Origin of the sequence: Cryobacterium sp. TMT2-42-4, assembly GCF_004402645.1 — a bacterium.
Taxonomy (GTDB): domain Bacteria; phylum Actinomycetota; class Actinomycetes; order Actinomycetales; family Microbacteriaceae; genus Cryobacterium; species Cryobacterium sandaracinum.
Genome location: NZ_SOFT01000036.1, coordinates 51,866 through 69,536, shown reverse-complemented (window position 1 = coordinate 69,536; position 17,671 = coordinate 51,866). Strand labels below are relative to the sequence as shown.

The 17,671-nt window shown below is 69.7% G+C and carries 17 protein-coding genes; 14 read left to right on the top strand and 3 right to left on the bottom strand.

Going from position 1 to position 17,671, the window contains the following annotated elements; all coding sequences use genetic code 11:
* Window positions 1-628: 628 nt before the first annotated feature.
* Entirely contained in the window at window positions 629-1,570 is a 942-nt protein-coding gene (locus E3O18_RS12800; RefSeq protein ID WP_134395767.1) for a hypothetical protein, read from the bottom strand.
* Here E3O18_RS12800 and E3O18_RS12795 point away from each other — a divergent pair.
* The 9 genes from E3O18_RS12795 (at window position 1,535) to xerD (ending at window position 10,640) form a co-directional block, all read left to right on the top strand.
* A complete protein-coding gene (locus E3O18_RS12795) occupies window positions 1,535-2,365 on the top strand; it encodes a hypothetical protein (RefSeq protein ID WP_241976577.1) in 831 nt (276 codons plus the stop codon). The genes E3O18_RS12800 and E3O18_RS12795 overlap by 36 nt on opposite strands.
* Window positions 2,340-3,371 (top strand): HAD-IIA family hydrolase, encoded by a 1,032-nt coding sequence (locus E3O18_RS12790; protein ID WP_241976578.1) that lies wholly within the window; start codon window positions 2,340-2,342, stop codon window positions 3,369-3,371. The genes E3O18_RS12795 and E3O18_RS12790 overlap by 26 nt, the downstream gene beginning before the upstream one ends.
* Window positions 3,372-3,381: 10 nt before the next feature.
* The gene (locus E3O18_RS16160) at window positions 3,382-3,552 is read left to right on the top strand and encodes a hypothetical protein (RefSeq protein WP_158252131.1); all 171 of its coding nucleotides are present in this window, start codon (window positions 3,382-3,384) and stop codon (window positions 3,550-3,552) included.
* A gap of 86 nt (window positions 3,553-3,638) precedes the next feature.
* A complete protein-coding gene (locus E3O18_RS12785; RefSeq protein ID WP_134395845.1) occupies window positions 3,639-4,445 on the top strand; it encodes a TlyA family RNA methyltransferase in 807 nt (268 codons plus the stop codon).
* On the top strand, window positions 4,442-5,362 hold the full coding sequence (locus tag E3O18_RS12780; protein WP_134395770.1) for an NAD kinase: 921 nt from the start codon (window positions 4,442-4,444) through the stop codon (window positions 5,360-5,362). The genes E3O18_RS12785 and E3O18_RS12780 overlap by 4 nt, the downstream gene beginning before the upstream one ends.
* 9 nt (window positions 5,363-5,371) lie before the next feature.
* Window positions 5,372-7,069, top strand: a complete 1,698-nt coding sequence (gene recN, locus E3O18_RS12775; protein WP_134418235.1) for a DNA repair protein RecN — start codon at window positions 5,372-5,374, stop codon at window positions 7,067-7,069.
* Between the two features lie 11 nt (window positions 7,070-7,080).
* Entirely contained in the window at window positions 7,081-8,829 is a 1,749-nt protein-coding gene (locus tag E3O18_RS12770; protein ID WP_134418234.1) for a CTP synthase, read from the top strand.
* 55 nt (window positions 8,830-8,884) lie between these two features.
* Window positions 8,885-9,511 (top strand): NUDIX hydrolase, encoded by a 627-nt coding sequence (locus tag E3O18_RS12765; RefSeq protein WP_134395847.1) that lies wholly within the window; start codon window positions 8,885-8,887, stop codon window positions 9,509-9,511.
* Between the two features lie 67 nt (window positions 9,512-9,578).
* Window positions 9,579-10,640: a site-specific tyrosine recombinase XerD gene (gene xerD, locus E3O18_RS12760; RefSeq protein ID WP_277870893.1), complete on the top strand. Its 1,062-nt coding sequence runs from the start codon at window positions 9,579-9,581 to the stop codon at window positions 10,638-10,640.
* Between the two features lie 563 nt (window positions 10,641-11,203).
* Here the strand turns inward: xerD and E3O18_RS16155 are convergent.
* Window positions 11,204-11,983 (bottom strand): PIG-L family deacetylase, encoded by a 780-nt coding sequence (locus E3O18_RS16155; protein WP_166784925.1) that lies wholly within the window; start codon window positions 11,981-11,983, stop codon window positions 11,204-11,206.
* A 32-nt stretch (window positions 11,984-12,015) separates the two neighbouring features.
* Window positions 12,016-13,287 carry a glycosyltransferase gene (locus E3O18_RS12745; protein ID WP_241978186.1) on the bottom strand — a complete coding sequence of 424 codons (1,272 nt, stop codon included), beginning with the start codon at window positions 13,285-13,287 and terminating at the stop codon, window positions 12,016-12,018.
* Between the two features lie 185 nt (window positions 13,288-13,472).
* On the opposite strand from E3O18_RS12745, the gene E3O18_RS12740 reads away from it, so the two are divergent.
* From E3O18_RS12740 to E3O18_RS12720, 5 genes are all read left to right on the top strand, one after another.
* Window positions 13,473-14,360, top strand: coding sequence for a ParA family protein (locus E3O18_RS12740; RefSeq protein ID WP_241978187.1), 888 nt, complete (start codon window positions 13,473-13,475; stop codon window positions 14,358-14,360).
* Window positions 14,344-15,153 carry a ScpA family protein gene (locus tag E3O18_RS12735; RefSeq protein WP_134398669.1) on the top strand — a complete coding sequence of 270 codons (810 nt, stop codon included), beginning with the start codon at window positions 14,344-14,346 and terminating at the stop codon, window positions 15,151-15,153. Before E3O18_RS12740 ends, E3O18_RS12735 begins: the two co-directional genes overlap by 17 nt.
* A gap of 61 nt (window positions 15,154-15,214) precedes the next feature.
* Window positions 15,215-15,775, top strand: coding sequence for an SMC-Scp complex subunit ScpB (locus E3O18_RS12730; RefSeq protein ID WP_241976580.1), 561 nt, complete (start codon window positions 15,215-15,217; stop codon window positions 15,773-15,775).
* Entirely contained in the window at window positions 15,772-16,569 is a 798-nt protein-coding gene (locus E3O18_RS12725; RefSeq protein ID WP_134418229.1) for a pseudouridine synthase, read from the top strand. The genes E3O18_RS12730 and E3O18_RS12725 overlap by 4 nt, the downstream gene beginning before the upstream one ends.
* 19 nt (window positions 16,570-16,588) lie before the next feature.
* On the top strand, window positions 16,589-17,671 hold the full coding sequence (locus tag E3O18_RS12720) for a prephenate dehydrogenase (RefSeq protein WP_134395784.1): 1,083 nt from the start codon (window positions 16,589-16,591) through the stop codon (window positions 17,669-17,671).

Genomic DNA, 17,671 nt, shown 5'->3' with positions numbered 1-17,671 from the left:
GCAACACACACAATGGCCACCCTCACGGGTGGCCATTGTGCGTTAACCACCACCCCGCCCCACCCACCCGGCGGGGCACACCATCCGGTAGCGGTCGTGGCCAACTCAGGAGATCCAACCAGGCCGCACCGGGCATCCGCACCCGTGCCGCACCGATCCGCGGCAGCCGGTCACGGCGGGCAACGGATATCCTGAGTTAGCCACACACACACGGCCCGGCCAAGCCGCCCCGCCGGCGCATCCTTTGAAAGTCGACGCACGCTCTACCTGCGCCCACCTCCACACCGGGCGCTCACCTCCACACCGGGCGGCACGAACCTCGCCACCCCGTGGGGAGGGCACACCTCCACCGATGACAGCTGGCCACCCTCGAGGTGATTTCCCTGCGGTAAGCCGGAGTGAGTGTCTCCGTCCGGTCGAAAGTGCCCGTAGAGCCACCACTCTCGACCGGAAAGGGGACACTCGCCGCGGCCCGGTATGACACCGCCGGAGGTGAACGGAATCGACCAAAATGACCTCCCAGACGGGTGGTCATTTGGCGTTGAGTTAGTCTTGAAAGGTCTGTCGAAATGACAGGTCAAATTACACAGGAGACACAGTGAGCCCTTCAGGAACGCACGACAACGAATCACGCGACGGCGGACGAGACGATCGTCGTTCCAACGGGGGTTACCAGGGCCGTTCCGACCGTCCGCAGCGTGACGGTGAGCGTCCCCCTTACCGCGGTAATTCCGAGCGTCCAAAGCAGGGTGGCGAGCGTCCTCCCTACCGCGGGAACTCCGATCGTCCCTCCACGGGCGGTTACCGTGGAAATTCCGAGCGTCCGTCCAACGGTGGTGAGCGTCCTCCGTACCGTGGCAACACTGACCGTCCCCAGCGTGATGGTGAGCGTCCTCCCTATCGCGGCAACTCCGACCGCCCGGCCACGGGAGGTTACCGTGGCAACTCGGACCGTCCCCAGCGTGATGGTGAGCGTCCCCCTTACCGTGGCAACACTGACCGTCCCCAGCAGGGTGAGCGTCCCCCTTACCGTGGCAACTCGGACCGTCCCGCTACCGGTGGCTACCGGGGCAACTCTGAACGCCCGCAGGGTGGCGAGCGTCCTCCTTACCGGGGCAACTCTGAACGCCCGCAGGGTGGCGAGCGTCCTCCTCACCGGGGCAACTCCGAGCGTCCGCAGCAGGGTGAGCGTCCCCCCTACCGTGGTAACTCGGACCGTCCCTCTGCCGGTGGCTACCGGGGCAACTCTGATCGTCCGCAGCAGGGTGAGCGTCCTCCGTACCGGGGCAACTCCGATCGTCCCTCCGGCGGCGGGGAGCGCAAGCCCTGGGCCAAGGACGGCGCCCGTCCCGAGCGCAGCGATCGCCCGCAGCAGGGCGGCGAGAAGCCCTGGACCCAGCGCGGCGGTTCGCCGAACCGTGCCGGAGCTCCGCGCGGAGACGCTGGTAAGAAGCTGTGGACCCGTGACGGTGCCCCGGCCCGCGGTGACCGCGATGCCCGTGTCGTCGAAGAGGAGATGACTGAAGAGCAGCGCATGCAGCGCGAGCTTCGTTCGGTGCGCCCGCGCCACGACGACCCCGAGCTGCCCGACGACATCACGTCGCAGGACCTCGACCGGATCGCCCGCAACGAGCTCAAGACCCTCAGCAAGGACAACGCCGAGGCCGTCGGCCGCCACCTGGCCATGGCGGCCCGCGTCATCGACGAAGACCCCGAGCTGGCTCACCGCCACGTCCTGTCGGCTGCCCGTCGTGCCGGCCGGATCGCCGTAGTGCGCGAGAGCCTCGCGATCACCGCCTACGCCACGGGCGACTTTGCCCTGGCGCTGCGAGAACTGCGCACCTATCGCCGCATCTCCGGTTCCAACGATCAGCTTGCGCTGATGGTGGACAGTGAGCGCGGCGTGGGCCGCCCGGACCGGGCGCTAGAGCTGGGACGCTCCGTTGAGCGCGCCTCGCTGCCGGCATCCGTTCAGGTTGCCCTGGCGATCGCCATGTCCGGGGCGCGTCTGGACCTCGGCGAGACGGAGGCCGCGCTCAGCGAGCTCGAGATCCCGCAGCTGGACCCGAAGACCGCGTTCTCTTACAGCGCCGAGCTGTTCGCCGCCTACGCCGAGGTTCTCGGCGAGCTGGGCCGCGACGACGCAGCCGAACTGTGGAACGAGCGGGCCGAACGGGCCGACGCTGCCGTGTCCGGCGTGACCGATTTCGACGAGACCATGGAGATCCTCGAGATCGACGAGGAAGAGCCCGACGACACCGACGACGACGACGCGACCGACGTTTCGGACGAAGAGTTCGCGGATGACGCCGACGACTCCACCGACGAGGCGGAGCACGATGCTCAGGCGTCGCCGCGTGCCTGAGCCGGTCACCCCGCTCACCGGCGTCGACGTGGTTCTGGCCGACCTGGACGGCGTGGTCTACGCCGGTCCGGCGGCCATCCCGTTCGCGGTCGAGAGCTTGAACCGTGCGGCGGAAACCATGCGGGTCGGCTACCTCACCAACAACGCGTCCCGCACCGACCAGTCCGTGGCGGACCACCTATCCGAACTGGGCCTGCACACGGTGGCGACGGATGTCGTGACCTCACCGCAGGCCGCCGTGCGTCTGCTCGCGGATGAGGTGCCGGCCGGATCGCGCATTCTCGTGATCGGCGGCGAAGGCCTGCTGACCGAGGTCGAGAAGGGTGGCTTCGTCGTCACCCGCTCGGCGGATGACGCTCCGGCCGCCGTGATCCAGGGCTTCTCGCCCGACCTCGGCTGGAAGGACCTGGCCGAGGCCGCGTTCGCCCTGCACCCGAACGAGGATGGAGTGGAGATCCCGTGGATCGCCACGAACACCGACTGGACCATCCCGGTGGCCCGGGGGATCGCGCCCGGCAACGGCACCCTCGTCTCCGCCGTGCACATCGCCGTCGGTCGCCTGCCGATCGTGGCCGGCAAGCCCGAGGTGGCCATCTTCACCGAGGCCGTCACCCGCTTCGATGCGCAGGCGCCCCTGTTCATCGGCGACCGCCTCGACACCGACATCCTCGGCGCGAACCGGGCCGGCATTCCGGCCGCACTGGTGCTCACCGGCATCGACAAGGCCAAGCAGACCCTGGCCGCCGACGCCCAGTCGCGGCCGACGTATATCCTCGACGACCTGCGCCAGCTGCACGAGCCCTACCCGCAGACGGTGTTCTCCAAGGACGGCTCCTCCGCCACGGTGAACGGGGCGACGGTGCGCATTGTCGGCGCCGACGTCACGATCGTGGCCGAGGGTGACGGGGCGATCAACCTGCTCCGCGCCGCCTGCGCCGCGATCTGGGCATCCGGTCGGCCCATCTACGGGCTCACTGTTCCGGAGCGACTGTATCTCGGACGGTAACGTGGAGAGGGTGAATCAGCCCCACGTGACGACGGACGACGTAACCCAGGATCTTCCCGCGAGGCTCGCCGCGATCGAAGACCGGCCCCTCGAGGAGCGCGCCGCCGCGTACGTTCAGGAGCACGACGGGCTGCGGGGCCACCTCGAAGGGGGAGACGTTCCCCGGGCGAGCCACTCATGACCGACGTCGACGGAACCCCGATGGACGCCCCCGATGATGACGCCCCCGACACCAGTGCCAGTGACCCCGGCGTTGCCGACGAGCGGATGCCCGACCAGCGCCTCGACTCGGCCGTCGCCGAGCGCGGTCTGGCCCGGTCCCGCACCGTCGCCGCGCAGCTGATCGTGGGCGGACTGGTCACGGTCGACGGCACGCCCGTCGTCAAGGCATCCGCCAAGGTGCGGGACACCCAGCTGATCGAGGTGGCGGCCACCGACCACTACGTCAGCCGCGGCGCCCACAAACTCATCGCCGCCCTCGACGCCTTCGCCATTCCGGTGGAGGGCCGCACGGTGCTCGACGCCGGTGCGTCCACGGGCGGCTTCAGCCAGGTGCTGCTCGAACGCGGCGCCGGCCAGGTCATCGGGGTGGATGTGGGGCACGGGCAACTGGCCCCGCAGCTGGCGACCGAGCCGCGACTCGTGCTCGTCGAGGGGTTCAACCTGCGCTACGCCACGGCCGAGAAGATCGCGGCCGCCTCCGGCGTGCCGCAGCGCGCCGACCTGGTCGTGGCGGACCTCTCCTTCATCTCCCTGACCACCGTCCTGCCGGCCCTGGTGGCGACCGCCGCCGACGGTGCCGACTTCGTGCTGCTGATCAAGCCGCAATTCGAGGTCGGCAAGGGCAGTATCCGCGAGGGCATCGTGCACGATCCGGGCCTCCGCGCCGACGCGATTGCCGGTGTGCTCTGGGCGGCGTGGGACCTCGGCCTCAAGACGAACGGTTTGATCGCCTCGCCTATCGCCGGAGGCGCCGGAAACCGCGAGTACCTGTGCTGGCTGTCGAGCGCGGTCGGCAGCAATCCGACAGAATGGATCGAACGCACAACGGCGCTGGTGGGAGTGACTAAATGAGTGCAGCACCACGCAACATCCTCGTCGTCGCGCACACCGGCCGCACGGATTCCCTCGAGGCCGCCGTCACCGTCTGCCAGCAGCTGCTGGCCGCCGGAGCCGTGCCGGTTCTGGCCCGCAACGAGCGCGCCGACCTGCTCGCGCACTGCCCGGACCTCGACGACCAGATCGCGATCCTGCACGAGGGCGTCGCGACCACCGAACTCGAACTCGTGATCGTGCTCGGCGGCGACGGCACCATCCTGCGTGCCGCCGAAATCGTGCGCGGCTGCTCGGCCCCACTGCTCGGCATCAACCTCGGCCACGTAGGCTTCCTCGCCGAGAGCGAGCGCGACGACCTCGGTGAGGCCGTGCGCCGGGCCCTGCTGCGCGACTACCTGGTCGAGGAACGCATGGCCCTCGCCGTTCGGGTCAAGCTCGGCGATCAGGTGATCTACGAGACCTGGGCGTTGAACGAGGCCACAGTCGAGAAATCCAGCCGTGAACGGATGCTCGAGGTCGTCATCGAGGTCGACGGCCGCCCGCTCTCCTCCTTCGGCTGCGACGGCGTGGTCATGTCCACCCCCACGGGCTCCACCGCCTACGCCTTCTCGGGTGGCGGCCCGATCGTCTGGCCGACGCTCGACGCGCTGCTGCTGGTGCCGCTCAGCGCCCACGCCCTCTTCGCCCGCCCGCTCGTCGTGGGCCCGGACTCGTCGCTCGCCGTGGAGGTGCTCGCCCGCACCGGCGGGGCCGCGGTGCTCTGCGCCGACGGCCGCCGCGTGCACGACCTGCCGCCGGGCTCCCGCGTGATCGTTCGCCGTTCACCGATTCCCGTTCGCCTGGCCCGCCTGCACAGCGGCCCGTTCACCGACCGACTGGTCAACAAATTCAACCTGCCCGTCACGGGCTGGAGAGGCCCGGTCGGCCGTGAATAGGAGTTCCGCATGATCGAGGAACTCGTCATCCGTGACCTCGGTGTCATTGCCGAGGCCACCCTGCCGCTCGGCCCCGGATTCACCGCCGTGACCGGCGAGACCGGCGCCGGCAAAACCATGGTCGTCACCGCCCTCGGCCTGCTGCTCGGCCAGCGTGCCGACCCCGGACTGGTGCGGCAGGGCCAGCCGCAGAGCTGGGTCGAGGGCCGCTGGCTGATCCCCGCCGACGGCACCGTCGCCACCCGCGTGCGGGACGCCGGCGGAGACCTCGACGGACCCGAACTCATCCTCAGCCGCTCGGTGTCCGCAGAGGGACGCAGCCGGGCCGTGGTCGGCGGGCGCAGCGCCCCCGCCGGCGTGCTCAGTGACCTCGGTGGCGAGCTCGTGGTCGTGCACGGCCAGTCCGACCAGGTGCGTCTGCGTTCGGCCGTCGCCCAGGCTGCAGCCCTGGACCGCTTCGCCGGGCCGACGCTCGCCGACACCCTCGACCTGTTCCAGCGGGCCTACCACCGCTGGCAGGGCCACCAGGGCGAGCTCGACCGACTCGTCGACGAGCAGGACCAGCGCGCCCGCGAGGCCGACACGCTGCGTGCCGCCATCGACGAGATCGAACTCGTCGCCCCGCAGCGCGGCGAAGACGAGTCGCTCAGCGAACGCGCCGAACGCCTCGGCAACCTCGAGGAGCTGCGCATCGCGGCCGCCCAGGCCCGGGAGCTGCTCTCCGCCGAGGAGAACCCCGACGAGATGCCCGACGCCGTCGCCCTGCTCGAGTCCGCCCGGCGCCAGCTCGAACGGGCCGGCGAGCACGACCCGGCCCTGCCGCCCCTGGCCGAGGCACTCGCGAACGCCGGCTTCCTGGTTGCCGACATCGCCGCGCAGCTCTCCAGCTACCTGGCCGGCCTCGACGCCGATGGTGCCCGCGAACTCGAGGTCGTCCAGGAGCGCCGCTCGGAGCTCACCGGCCTGGCCCGCAAGTACGCGGGCGGCCTTGACGAAGCCATCGACTCCCTCGACACCGGCAGTGCCCGCCTGCTCGAACTCGACAGCGACTCCGACCGCATCGACACGCTCCGCACCGAAACGGATGCCGCACGCCAGTCGACCGACGGCCTCGCCGACCAGCTCACCGGCATCCGTCGCGCTGCCGCAGAGGCCCTGGGTGCGGCCGTCACCGCCGAACTGGCCGCCCTGGCCATGCCGAACGCGTCGCTGCTGGTCGAGGTCGACGGCCGGGCCGAGATCACCGCCACCGGACGCGACCTCGTGAAGATTCTGCTGCGCCCGCACGCGGGGGCGGAGCCACGGTCGCTGGCCCGCGGGGCCTCCGGTGGCGAACTGTCCCGGGTGATGCTTGCGATCGAGGTCGTCATCAACCAGGCCGACCCGGTGCCGACCTTCGTCTTCGACGAGGTCGACGCCGGGGTGGGCGGCGCCGCGGCGATCGAGATCGGCCGCCGGCTGGCCCGGCTCGCCGAAACCGCACAGGTGATCGTGGTCACCCATCTTGCCCAGGTGGCCGCGTTCGCCGGCAACCACCTCAGCGTCGTCAAGGACAGCGACGGCTCCGTCACTGCCAGCAGCGTGCGCCAGCTGCACGGCGACGAGCGTGCCGCCGAAATGGCCCGCCTGCTCTCCGGCCTGCCCGATTCCGCGAGCGGACTCGAACATGCCCGGGAGCTCATGAACCTCGCCCGCGCCAACCGATAGGTCAGCCCTCAATGCTAGAGTCGAAGCCCGTGGTGGAAAATAAAAGCACGGACGAATCAGTACGCAACGACACGACACGACACATCTTTGTGACCGGTGGTGTCGTTTCTTCTTTGGGCAAGGGCCTGACGGCGGCGAGCCTCGGCAATCTCCTCACGGCCAGCGGACTCCGCGTGGTCATGCAGAAGCTGGACCCCTATCTCAACGTGGACCCCGGCACGATGAACCCGTTTCAGCACGGCGAGGTCTTCGTGACCGACGACGGTGCTGAGACCGACCTGGACATCGGGCACTACGAGCGGTTCCTCGATATCAACCTCAACCAGGCCGCGAACGTCACGACCGGCCAGGTCTACTCGCAGGTGATCGCCAAGGAACGCCGCGGCGAGTACCTCGGCGACACCGTGCAGGTCATCCCGCACATCACCGACGAGATCAAGCGCCGCATGCGCCTGCAGGCCAGCGACGAGCTGCGCCCCGACGTGATCATCTCCGAGATCGGCGGCACGGTCGGCGACATCGAGTCCCAGCCGTTCCTCGAGGCGGCACGCCAGGTACGCCACGAACTCGGCCGCAACAACGTCTTCTTCGTGCACGTCTCGCTGGTGCCGTTCCTCGGCGCCGCGGGGGAGCAGAAGACCAAGCCCACCCAGCATTCCGTCGCCGCCCTGCGTTCCATCGGCATCCAACCGGATGCGCTCGTGCTGCGCAGCGACCGGCCCGTCTCCGACTCGAACAAGCGCAAGATCGCGCTGATGTGCGACGTCGACGAAGACGCCGTGGTCAACGCGGTCGACGTGCCGAGCATCTACGAGATCCCCACCATGCTGCACGACCAGGGCCTGGACAAGTACATCACCGACCATCTCGGCCTGCCCGTCACCAGCGTCGACTGGACCGGTTGGCAGAAGGTGCTCGACGCCGTGCGCGAGCCCCAGCACACCGTCACCATCGGACTGGTCGGCAAGTACATCGACCTGCCCGACGCCTACCTGTCGGTCACCGAAGCGCTGCGCGCCGGCGGATTCGCCAACCAGACCAGGGTCCAAGTCACCTGGATCGCCTCCGACGACTGCGAGACCGAGGAGGGCGCGAACCGCCTGCTCGGAGAGCTCGACGGCATCTGCGTTCCCGGCGGCTTCGGCGTGCGCGGCATCGAGGGCAAGCTCGGCGCCCTCAAGTTCGCCCGCGAGAACGGCGTCCCCGTGCTCGGCCTCTGCCTGGGCCTGCAGTGCATGGTCATCGAATACGCCCGCAACAAGGCCGGCCTCACCGGCGCATCCTCCTCGGAGTTCGACGAGGACACCGAGTTCCCGGTGATCGCGACCATGGAAGAGCAGGTCGAGATCATCGCGGGCGGCGACCTGGGTGGCACCATGCGCCTGGGCCTCTACCCGGCCGCCCTGGCCGAGGGATCCATCGTGGCCGAGCTCTACGGTGCCTCCGAGGCGTCCGAACGTCACCGCCACCGCTACGAGGTCAACAACGCGTTCCGCTCTCAGATCGCGGATGCCGGCCTGTGGTTCTCGGGCACCTCACCCGACCGCCACCTGGTCGAGTACGTCGAGCTGAAGCGCGAGGAGCACCCGTTCTACGTCGGTACGCAGGCGCACCCGGAGCTGCGCAGCCGGCCCAGCCACGCGCATCCGTTGTTCCGTGGCCTGATCAGCGCGGCGCTGGACCGCCAGCAGGCCAGCCGCCTGTTCGAGGTCGAGGCGTCCGACGCCGTCGACGATCTCGACGTCCCGGCAGTTGTCTGACGCCGTGGCCGAGGGATCGGTCAGCGCCGACAACTCCACCGGCTCGGGCCCGTCCATGCTGGCGGACGAGCCCGCATTCGCCCCGGTCACAGCCACCGAGATCGCCTTCGACGGCAAGGTGTGGGATGTCCGCCGCGACACCTTCGGCTATAACGGCTCCGGCATCATGCGCGAGTACCTGGACCACCCGGGCGCCGTGGCGATCCTCGCCCTCGACGAGCACAACCAGGTGCTGCTGATCAAGCAGTACCGGCACCCCGTGCGCACGCGCGACTGGGAGCTGCCGGCCGGGTTGCTCGACGAAGACGGCGAGCATCCGCTCGTCGGAGCCCAGCGCGAGCTGGCCGAGGAGGCCGACCTCGTCGCCACCGAGTGGAATGTGCTCGGTGAGTTCGCCACCTCGCCCGGCGGCAGCAACGAGGTCATCCGCATCTACCTGGCGCGCGGCCTCGCCGCGGCTCCGGAGGTCTTCGAACGTACCGAGGAGGAAGCCGACATCGAGGTGCGCTGGGTGCCGCTCGATGACTGTGTCGATGCCGTGCTGGCCCGCCGGGTGCAGAACCCGCCGCTGGTGATCGGGGTGCTTGCCGCCCAGGCAGCCCGCGCGCGTGGCTGGAGCACTCTCGGGGCGGCGGATGAGCCGTGGCCGCGGCATCCGGTCAATTGGGACCACACGGTGTGACCGGTTGGCCTCGACTGGTGGTGTGAGCGGTGCGGCCGGTGTTCCTGCTGGCCGGGGCGTCACGGGTGTGGGCGGTCCGCCTGCTCCGGGAGTTGCCGGTGGGGTCGTCGCGGCGGCCGTGGACTCGTATCTGCGGCACATCGCGATCGAACGCGGCCTGAGCACCAACACGGTGGCCGCCTACCGGCGTGACCTGGCCATCTACAGCCGGTGGCTGGCGGACGCGCACCTGACCGGGCTGGCCGACGTCACCCGGCAGCACATCTCCGACTACGTGCGGTTCTTGGGATCCCGCGAGGAGTCGCCGCTGACCGCGGCGTCGATCGCGCGCATCCTCTCGACCGTGCGCGGGTTTCACCGATTTCTGCTCGAGGAGGGCGTGGTCGACACGGATGTCGCCCACGAGTCCAAGCCGCCGAAGCTCGACACCCGGCTGCCCAAGGCCATTTCGATCGAGCAGGTCACGCTGTTGCTCGCGGCGACCGACGGCGACGAGGTGCACAACCTGCGCGACAAGGCGCTGCTCGAGCTGCTCTACGCCACGGGCGCCCGCGTCTCGGAGGTGGTCAACCTCAATGTGGACGATGTGCTCGATCCCGAGGTGGTGCGCCTCACCGGCAAGGGCGACAAGCAGCGCATCGTGCCGGTCGGCAGTTACGCGCGCGCGGCCATCGACACGTTCCTGGTGCGGGGGAGACCGCTGCTCTCCGCCCGTGGACCGGCGACGCCGGCCCTGTTCCTGGGACTGCGCGGCAGGAGGCTCAGCCGGCAGAACGCGTGGTTGATCATCCGGGCCGCGGCCGAACGCGCCGGCCTCGAGGGGCACGTCTCGCCGCACACGCTGCGGCACTCTTTCGCGACGCACCTGCTCGAGGGCGGGGCCGATGTGCGCGTGGTTCAGGAGCTGCTCGGCCACTCCTCGGTGGCCACCACCCAGATCTACACGCTCGTCACCGCGGATACCCTGCGCGACATGTACACGACGGCGCATCCGCGGGCGCGGGTGTCCCGCACGGCGCCCGTGGTCTCGCCGGTCCCGCCGGTCCCGCCGGTCCCGCCGGTCTCGCCGGTCTCGCCGCTCTCGCCGGTCTCGCCGCTCTCGCCGCACCCGGACCCCAACCCCGCCTAACTGTTCCCGTTCCGGACAACTGTTGCCCGCGTACTGGCAACAATTGTCCGGAACGGCAACAGTCGCGGCCGGGGCCGCCGCGCGCCGCTGACGTTTGAGCTTTCCGGGACATTCCGTTCAAGCGGCCACCGAAGGCTGCATCTCGCGTTTTCTCCGAAGTTACGTGACGACGGATGCCGATTGCCGCCCACGCTCGCGGCTGCGGCGGCCCCGCCGGTCCGGGATAAGTAGCCCAACCCCGCCTAACTGTTCCCGTTCCGGACAGCTGTTGCCCGCGTACTGGCAACAATTGTCCGGAACGGCAACAGTTGCGGTCGGGTTCGCCGCGCGGGGCATCCGCCGCGCGGGGCATCCGTCACCCGCGTCGTCAGCCGTCGGAGTCTCGGCGCCCTCCCTGGCTAACTCCGGCAATTTGGCTGCCGGGAGCCGGTTCCACCGTGTTTTCGGGCCTATTCCGCAGGATTTGCAGGAGTGATGCACGAGGGGCCACACACCAGGCCGGCGGCTGACCAGCGGAAGCCAGCGCAGACCCCGCAGACGGGCGCAGGTCGGTGCGGCCGACCTCAGAGCAGCCGCAGCCCCACCACGGTGATGATCGGCTCGCGCTGCCCGCCGGAGTGCACGATGTGGTCACCGTCGACGGTGAGCTGGCTCGCGTGGCAGCGCAGGGCAGCCGTGACCGTCGCGAGGTGCGCCGACAGGTCGAACCACTCGGCAGCACCCGCAGCATCGGCAGCACCGGCAGCACCGGCAGCACCCGCCGCACCGGCAGTACCCGCGGCACCCGCACCCGATGGAGCACCATCCACCCCCACCTGCACCACCTCGGCAAACGCGACCCCCGCCAAACGACTACCGGCAACCGCCGCCTCGTGCATGCGGACGTGATCCGGATGCCCGTACCCGCCAGCGTTGTCGTAGCTGATCACGAGGGCAGGCCGAAGCTGCCCGATCAGCGCGGCCACATCCGCGGTCACGTCGCCGAGCGGCGCCCGCACCAGGGCGTCGCCGTCGATGTCGTCGGCCGGCCCGGCCAGCCCCGGACGGATCCAGGTCATGCCCGAGTCCCGGTACGCGCGCGGCTCGAGGCCCGCGGCGCGCGCGGGCGGCGTTCCCAGCCAGAACCGCCCGTCGATGCCGAGGGCCGCCGCGGCACCGGCGAGCTCCCGTTCGCGTTCCCGGGTGAGCGCATCCGTGCCCTCGAGCACCGACAGCGGCCCGCGCACGACCTCGCCCTGCTCGCCGCGTGTGGCGGTCAGCAGCGACACCCGGATGCCCCGGGCCACCAGTTCCGCAATCAGCGCACCCGTCGCAATGGTTTCGTCATCGGGATGAGCGTGCACGAACAGAACACTGGGAACTCCGTCCAGCAGACTCACGCGCTGAGCAGCGAGGGGCGGCGGTCGCCGGCACCGGGGCGCATGAGCGCCCGGTACACGGTCACGAGGCCGTCTGCCGACCGCGGCCAGTCCAGGTGCTCGGCCCGCTCGCGCGCGGCGAGCGACAGACGCCGGGCGAACGCGGGGTTCGAGAGAATCTGCGTGAGCGCGCCGGCCCAGACCTTCGGGTCGCGCGAGTCCAGCACCACGCCGGTGTCGCCGTCGAGCACCGCCTCGCGCAGTCCGCCGGCCGCCGCGGCGACGACGGGAACACCGCTCGCGGCCGCTTCCAGCGCCACGAGCCCATACGTTTCGCTGTGCGAGGGTACGAGCACGACCCGAGCGCCGCTCAGCAGCAGAGCCAGGTCCACGCGGGACTGTGGACCCACGAAACGCACATTGCGCTCGATTCCGTGCCGGGCCGCGAGGGACCGAAGCTCGTCGATATAGCCGTCGTAGTCGGCCGACGCGTCGCCGGCGATCACGAGTTCGGGCCGGATCGGCTCCGGCACGGCGGCGATCGCCTCGATCGCGAGGTCGAGGCCCTTCAGCGGCTGCAGGCGCCCTGCGACGACCGCGTACCCGCGGATGTCGATCGGTCCAGAAAGCTCGGCAGCCCCAGCCCCGGCGGCACCGACATTCCGGATGTCCGTGGGCCGGAACAGAATGCCGTCCACCCCCGGCAGCACGATCGAGATGCGCTCGGGCGCACCGCCGAGCCGCTGCACGATGGTGTCGGCCTCGGCCTCGCTGATGGCGACCAGGGCATCCGACTCGTGCGCCAGCCAGGCCTCGCCGGCCATACGCCCGGGGGACTCGGGGCGTTCGCCCGCCGACAACGGCGTCGACGCGTCGGCGGCGATGCTGTGGAAGCTCTGCACGTGCGGGGTGCCCCGGCGGCGCGCGAGCGGCAGCGCCGCCATGCCCGAGAACCAATGGTGCGAGTGGATGACGTCGTACGGACCGAGCGCATCCATCTGCACGCGGAACGCGTCGATGAACCCCTCGTGGTCGCCCTTCGGCACGGGACGGGCCGGTCCGGCGTCGAGGAAGCGGAGCGTCACGCCCGGGCTCAGTTGCGCGGTCTCCGACCCGGGGGAGGAGCGGCGGGTGAGGATCTCGACGTGGTGGCCGGCGGATGCCAGAGCCTCCGCCTGGTGCCGCACGACCACGTTCATTCCGCCCGCGTCGCCCGAGCCGGGCTCGGCGCCCGGGGAGGTGTGCAGGCAAACGAGCGCGATACGGAGGGGAGTGAGTAGCTGAGGCACTCGGAAATCTTAACGCACGAGGCTGTGACCGACCCTGCTCCCAAGATTTGAGACCGCCCAGGCACCCGGAAACGCCGGATTCGCGCGGCAGACCTGCGGTTTTCGGCGATCCGTGCCGCAACATGCCCGATCCGATCGCTACAGTGGAGACAGTGACAGGTGTAAGACGGATCGAGGACATCTCAGTGGCGCGCAAGCAGGATGACCGGACACGACTTTCCGGTTTAGACGAGGTACCGGTCGGTGCGACGGGCCGACCCAAGCGCGACTTCGACGAACCCGCGGTTCTGTCCAGTCATGGCCCGGCGCGCATCATTTCGCTGTGCAACCAGAAGGGCGGCGTCGGCAAGACGACGACCACCATCAACCTGGGGGCCGCCCTCGCCGGCTACGGCCGCCGCGTGCTCGCCATCGACTTCGACCCGCAAGGAGCGCTCTCCGCCGGTCTCGGTGTGCCCACCCACGACGTCACCACCATCTACGACCTTCTGCTGAGCGGCTCGGTCAGCCCGCACGACGCCATCCAGAAGACGTCGGTGCACAACCTCGACATCATCCCGGCCAACATCGACCTGTCCGCCGCGGAGGTGCACCTCGTCAACGAGGTCGCCCGCGAGCAGATCCTGGCCCGAGTGCTGCGCAAGATCTCCGGCGACTACGACGTCATCCTGATCGACTGCCAGCCATCGCTGGGCATTCTCACCGTCAACGCGCTCACGGCCAGCCACGGCGTACTCATCCCGCTCGAGTGCGAGTTTTTCGCCCTCCGCGGTGTGGCGCTCCTGATCGAGACCATCGACAAGGTGCGGGACCGGCTCAACCCGGCCATCGAACTCGACGGCATCCTGGCGACCATGTTCGACTCCCGCACCCTGCACTCCCGCGAGGTTCTCGAGAGGGTCGTCGACGCGTTCGGCGACAGTGTGCTCGAGACGGTCATCGGCCGCACGGTCAAGTTCCCCGACGCGAGCGTCGCGGGCGTCCCGATCACCGAATTCGCACCCGAGCACGCGGCCGCCAAGGCCTACAAGCAGGCGGCGCGGGAACTGATCCAGCGTGGCGCCGTCGCCTGACGCGGCCGCACCGAAGTCGTTTTCGGTCGCCCTCGGCAACTTCGAGGGTCCGTTCGACCTGCTCCTGTCCCTGATCGGCAAGCACGAACTCGACATCACCGAGATCTCCCTGAGCCGGGTCACGGACGAGTTCATCGCCTACCTGCGCGGCCTCGACCAGGACGAAGAGCTCGACCAGGCCACCGAGTTCCTGGTGGTTGCGGCCACCCTGCTCGACCTCAAGGTCGTCGGGCTGCTGCCGCAGGGTGAGCTTGTCGACGCCGAAGACGTGGCCCTGCTCGAGGCCCGCGACCTCCTGTTCGCCCGGCTGCTGCAGTACCGGGCCTTCAAGAGCGCGAGCGCCTGGTTCCAGGGCCGGCTCGACGCCGAGTCCACCCGGCACGTGCGGGCGGTGCGGCTGGAGGAGAAATTCCGTCGCCAGACGCCCGAGCTGGTCTGGACTCTCTCCCTCGGTGACTTCGCCGCCCTGGCCGCCCTCGCACTCACCCCTCGGGTTCTGCCCGGCGTGGGGCTCGACCACCTACATGCGCCGCTGGTCAGCATCCGTGAACAGGCGGCCTACGTGGTACGGATGCTGCGCGCCGCCGACACGCTCACGTTCCGCGAGCTGATCGTGGGCGCCGAGGTGAAGGGCGTCGTGATCGCCCGTTTCCTGGCCGTGCTCGAGTTGTACCGCCTCGACGCCATCTCTTTCGACCAGCTCGTGCCGCTCGGCGACCTCAGCCTGCACTGGAGTGCCGAGACCTGGACCGACGACACCCTCGCCAACCTCGGAGCCGACTATGAGCAGTGACACGACTATGAGCAGTGACACGACTATGAGCAGTGACACGATTATGAGCAGTGACACGACTATGAACACAGAACCCCCGCTCGAGCGCACCCTCGAGGCCATCCTGATGGTCGCCGACGAACCGCAGGGGCTGCTGCAGCTCGCCGCGGCGGTCGATGGCACGCTGGCGGAGGTGCGGGCATCCGTCGCCCGGCTCGTGGCCGACTTCGACGGCCTCGCCGGCACCGTGCGCCGCGGCTTCGAGCTGCGCGAGGTGGCCGGCGGCTGGCGCATCTACGTGCGGCCCGAGCACGATGTGACTGTGGCCGACTTCGTGGTCACCCAGAACCCGAGCCGGCTGTCGCAGGCGGCCCTGGAGACCCTCGCCGTGATCGCCTACAAGCAACCGATCAGCCGCGGGGCTGTAGCCTCGATTCGTGCCGTTAATGTGGATTCGGTCGTGCGCACGCTGCTCGGCCGCGGTCTGATCACCGAAGCGTTCACCGACAGTGAGACCGGTGCGATCAATTACGGCACCACAGACCTTCTGCTAGCCCAGCTTGGAATCAACTCGCTCGACGAGTTGCCCTACCTATCGCCGTTGCTCAATGACGGCGCGAACGGATTTGAGGAACTGCCATGACTAACGACAATCAGGGGATTCAGGGGACACCCACCAATCTCGAGGCCGCCGCCGACGGCGTGCGCCTGCAGAAGGTCATGGCCTCCGCCGGCGTCGCCTCCCGCCGTGTCTCCGAGGAGATGATCGCCGCCGGCCGCGTGCGCGTGAACGGCAAGGTCGTCACCGAGCTGGGCCGCCGGATCCACCCCGACTCCGACCTGATCATGGTCGACAACGTCGCCGTGCAGCTGGACACCAGCCGCCGCTACGTGATGCTGAACAAGCCCGTCGGGGTGGTCTCGTCGATGCAGGACGAGAGTGGACGCCCCGACCTGCGCGAGTTCACCGACCAGTTCGACGAGCGCCTGTTCAACGTGGGCCGCCTCGACGCGATGACGAGCGGCCTGCTGATCCTGACCAACGACGGCGATCTTGCGCACGTGCTCGCGCATCCGTCGTTCGGGGTCTTGAAGACCTACATCGCCAAGGTCGAGGGCCGCGTGTCGGCGCAGACCATCCAGCTGCTGCAGAGCGGCATCGAACTCGACGACGGGCCCATCTCCGCCGACAAGGCGCGCATCCTGACCAGCCCTCCCGGTGACGGCTTCAGCCTGGTCGAGCTCACCCTGCACTCCGGCCGCAACCGTATCGTGCGCCGCATGATGGAGTCCGTCGGCCACGCCGTCGTCGACCTCGTGCGCCGCCAGTTCGGCCCGCTGCACCTCGGCACGCTCCGGGTGGGCGCCGTGCGCGACCTGACCAAGGTCGAACTCGGGCAGCTGCTCACCGTGTCGCGGGCCGAAACCAAGATCTAGGCCCTGGTCAGGAGTTCCAGTGGTTGAATCTCGCCTGATCGGGCCCGTGCGCGTCGTGGGCGCCGGCCTGCTCGGCACCAGCATCGGCCTGGGCCTGCGCGCGCGCGGAATCGACGTCATCCTCGCCGACGCGTCCCCGACCAACCTCAGCATCGCGGTCGACTACGGTGCCGGCCGGGCCGCCACGGCCGGCGACCTGCCGCAACTGATCGTGGTCTGCGTGCCGCCCGACGTGACGGCCGAGACCGTCGCGCGCGAACTGGCCGCCTACCCGCGGGCGATCGTGACGGATGTCGCCAGCGTCAAGCTGGCCCCGCTGCAGGAGCTCCGCGCACTGGGGGCGGACGTGTCCCGCTACATCGGCGGTCACCCGATGGCCGGCCGCGAACGCGGGGGACCCCTCGCCGGCCGCGCCGACCTCTTCGTCGGCCGCCCCTGGGTGGTGGCCGCGCACGACGCGATCAGCTACCAGCAGGCCACCGCGATCGACGATCTGATCCTCGACCTCGGCGCGATCCTGGTCGAGATGAGCCCCGAGGAGCACGACCGGGCCGTGGCGCTGATCTCCCACGTACCGCAGGTGGTCTCCACGATCATGGCGCGCCGGTTGACGGATTCCGCCGGCTCGGCCTTGAACCTCGCCGGCCAGGGTCTGCGTGACGTGACCCGCGTCGCGGCCAGCGACCCCGAGCTGTGGGTGCAGATCCTCGGCGCGAACGCCGAACCCGTGCGGGACATCCTGCTGGCCTACCGCGTCGACCTCGACCGTTTCATCGACGCCCTCGAGGCCCCCGCCGCACCCGGCGCCCGCCGCAAGGTGGCCGAGGAACTCGCCGGAGGCAACGCCGGCGTCGCGCGCCTGCCCGGCAAGCACGGCCAGGACCGCCGTTTCGTGTCGCTCAGCGTCATGGTCGACGACACCCCAGGGCAGCTGGCCCGACTCCTCAACGAGATCGGCGAGGTCGGGGTCAACCTCGAGGACCTCCGCCTCGAGCACTCGCCGGGCGCCCAGCTGGGCCTGGCCGAAATTTCTGTCCTCCCTGAGGCCGTTGGTCGCCTCACCGAAGAGCTGGCCGCCCGCGGCTGGCGGATTGCTGGTTAA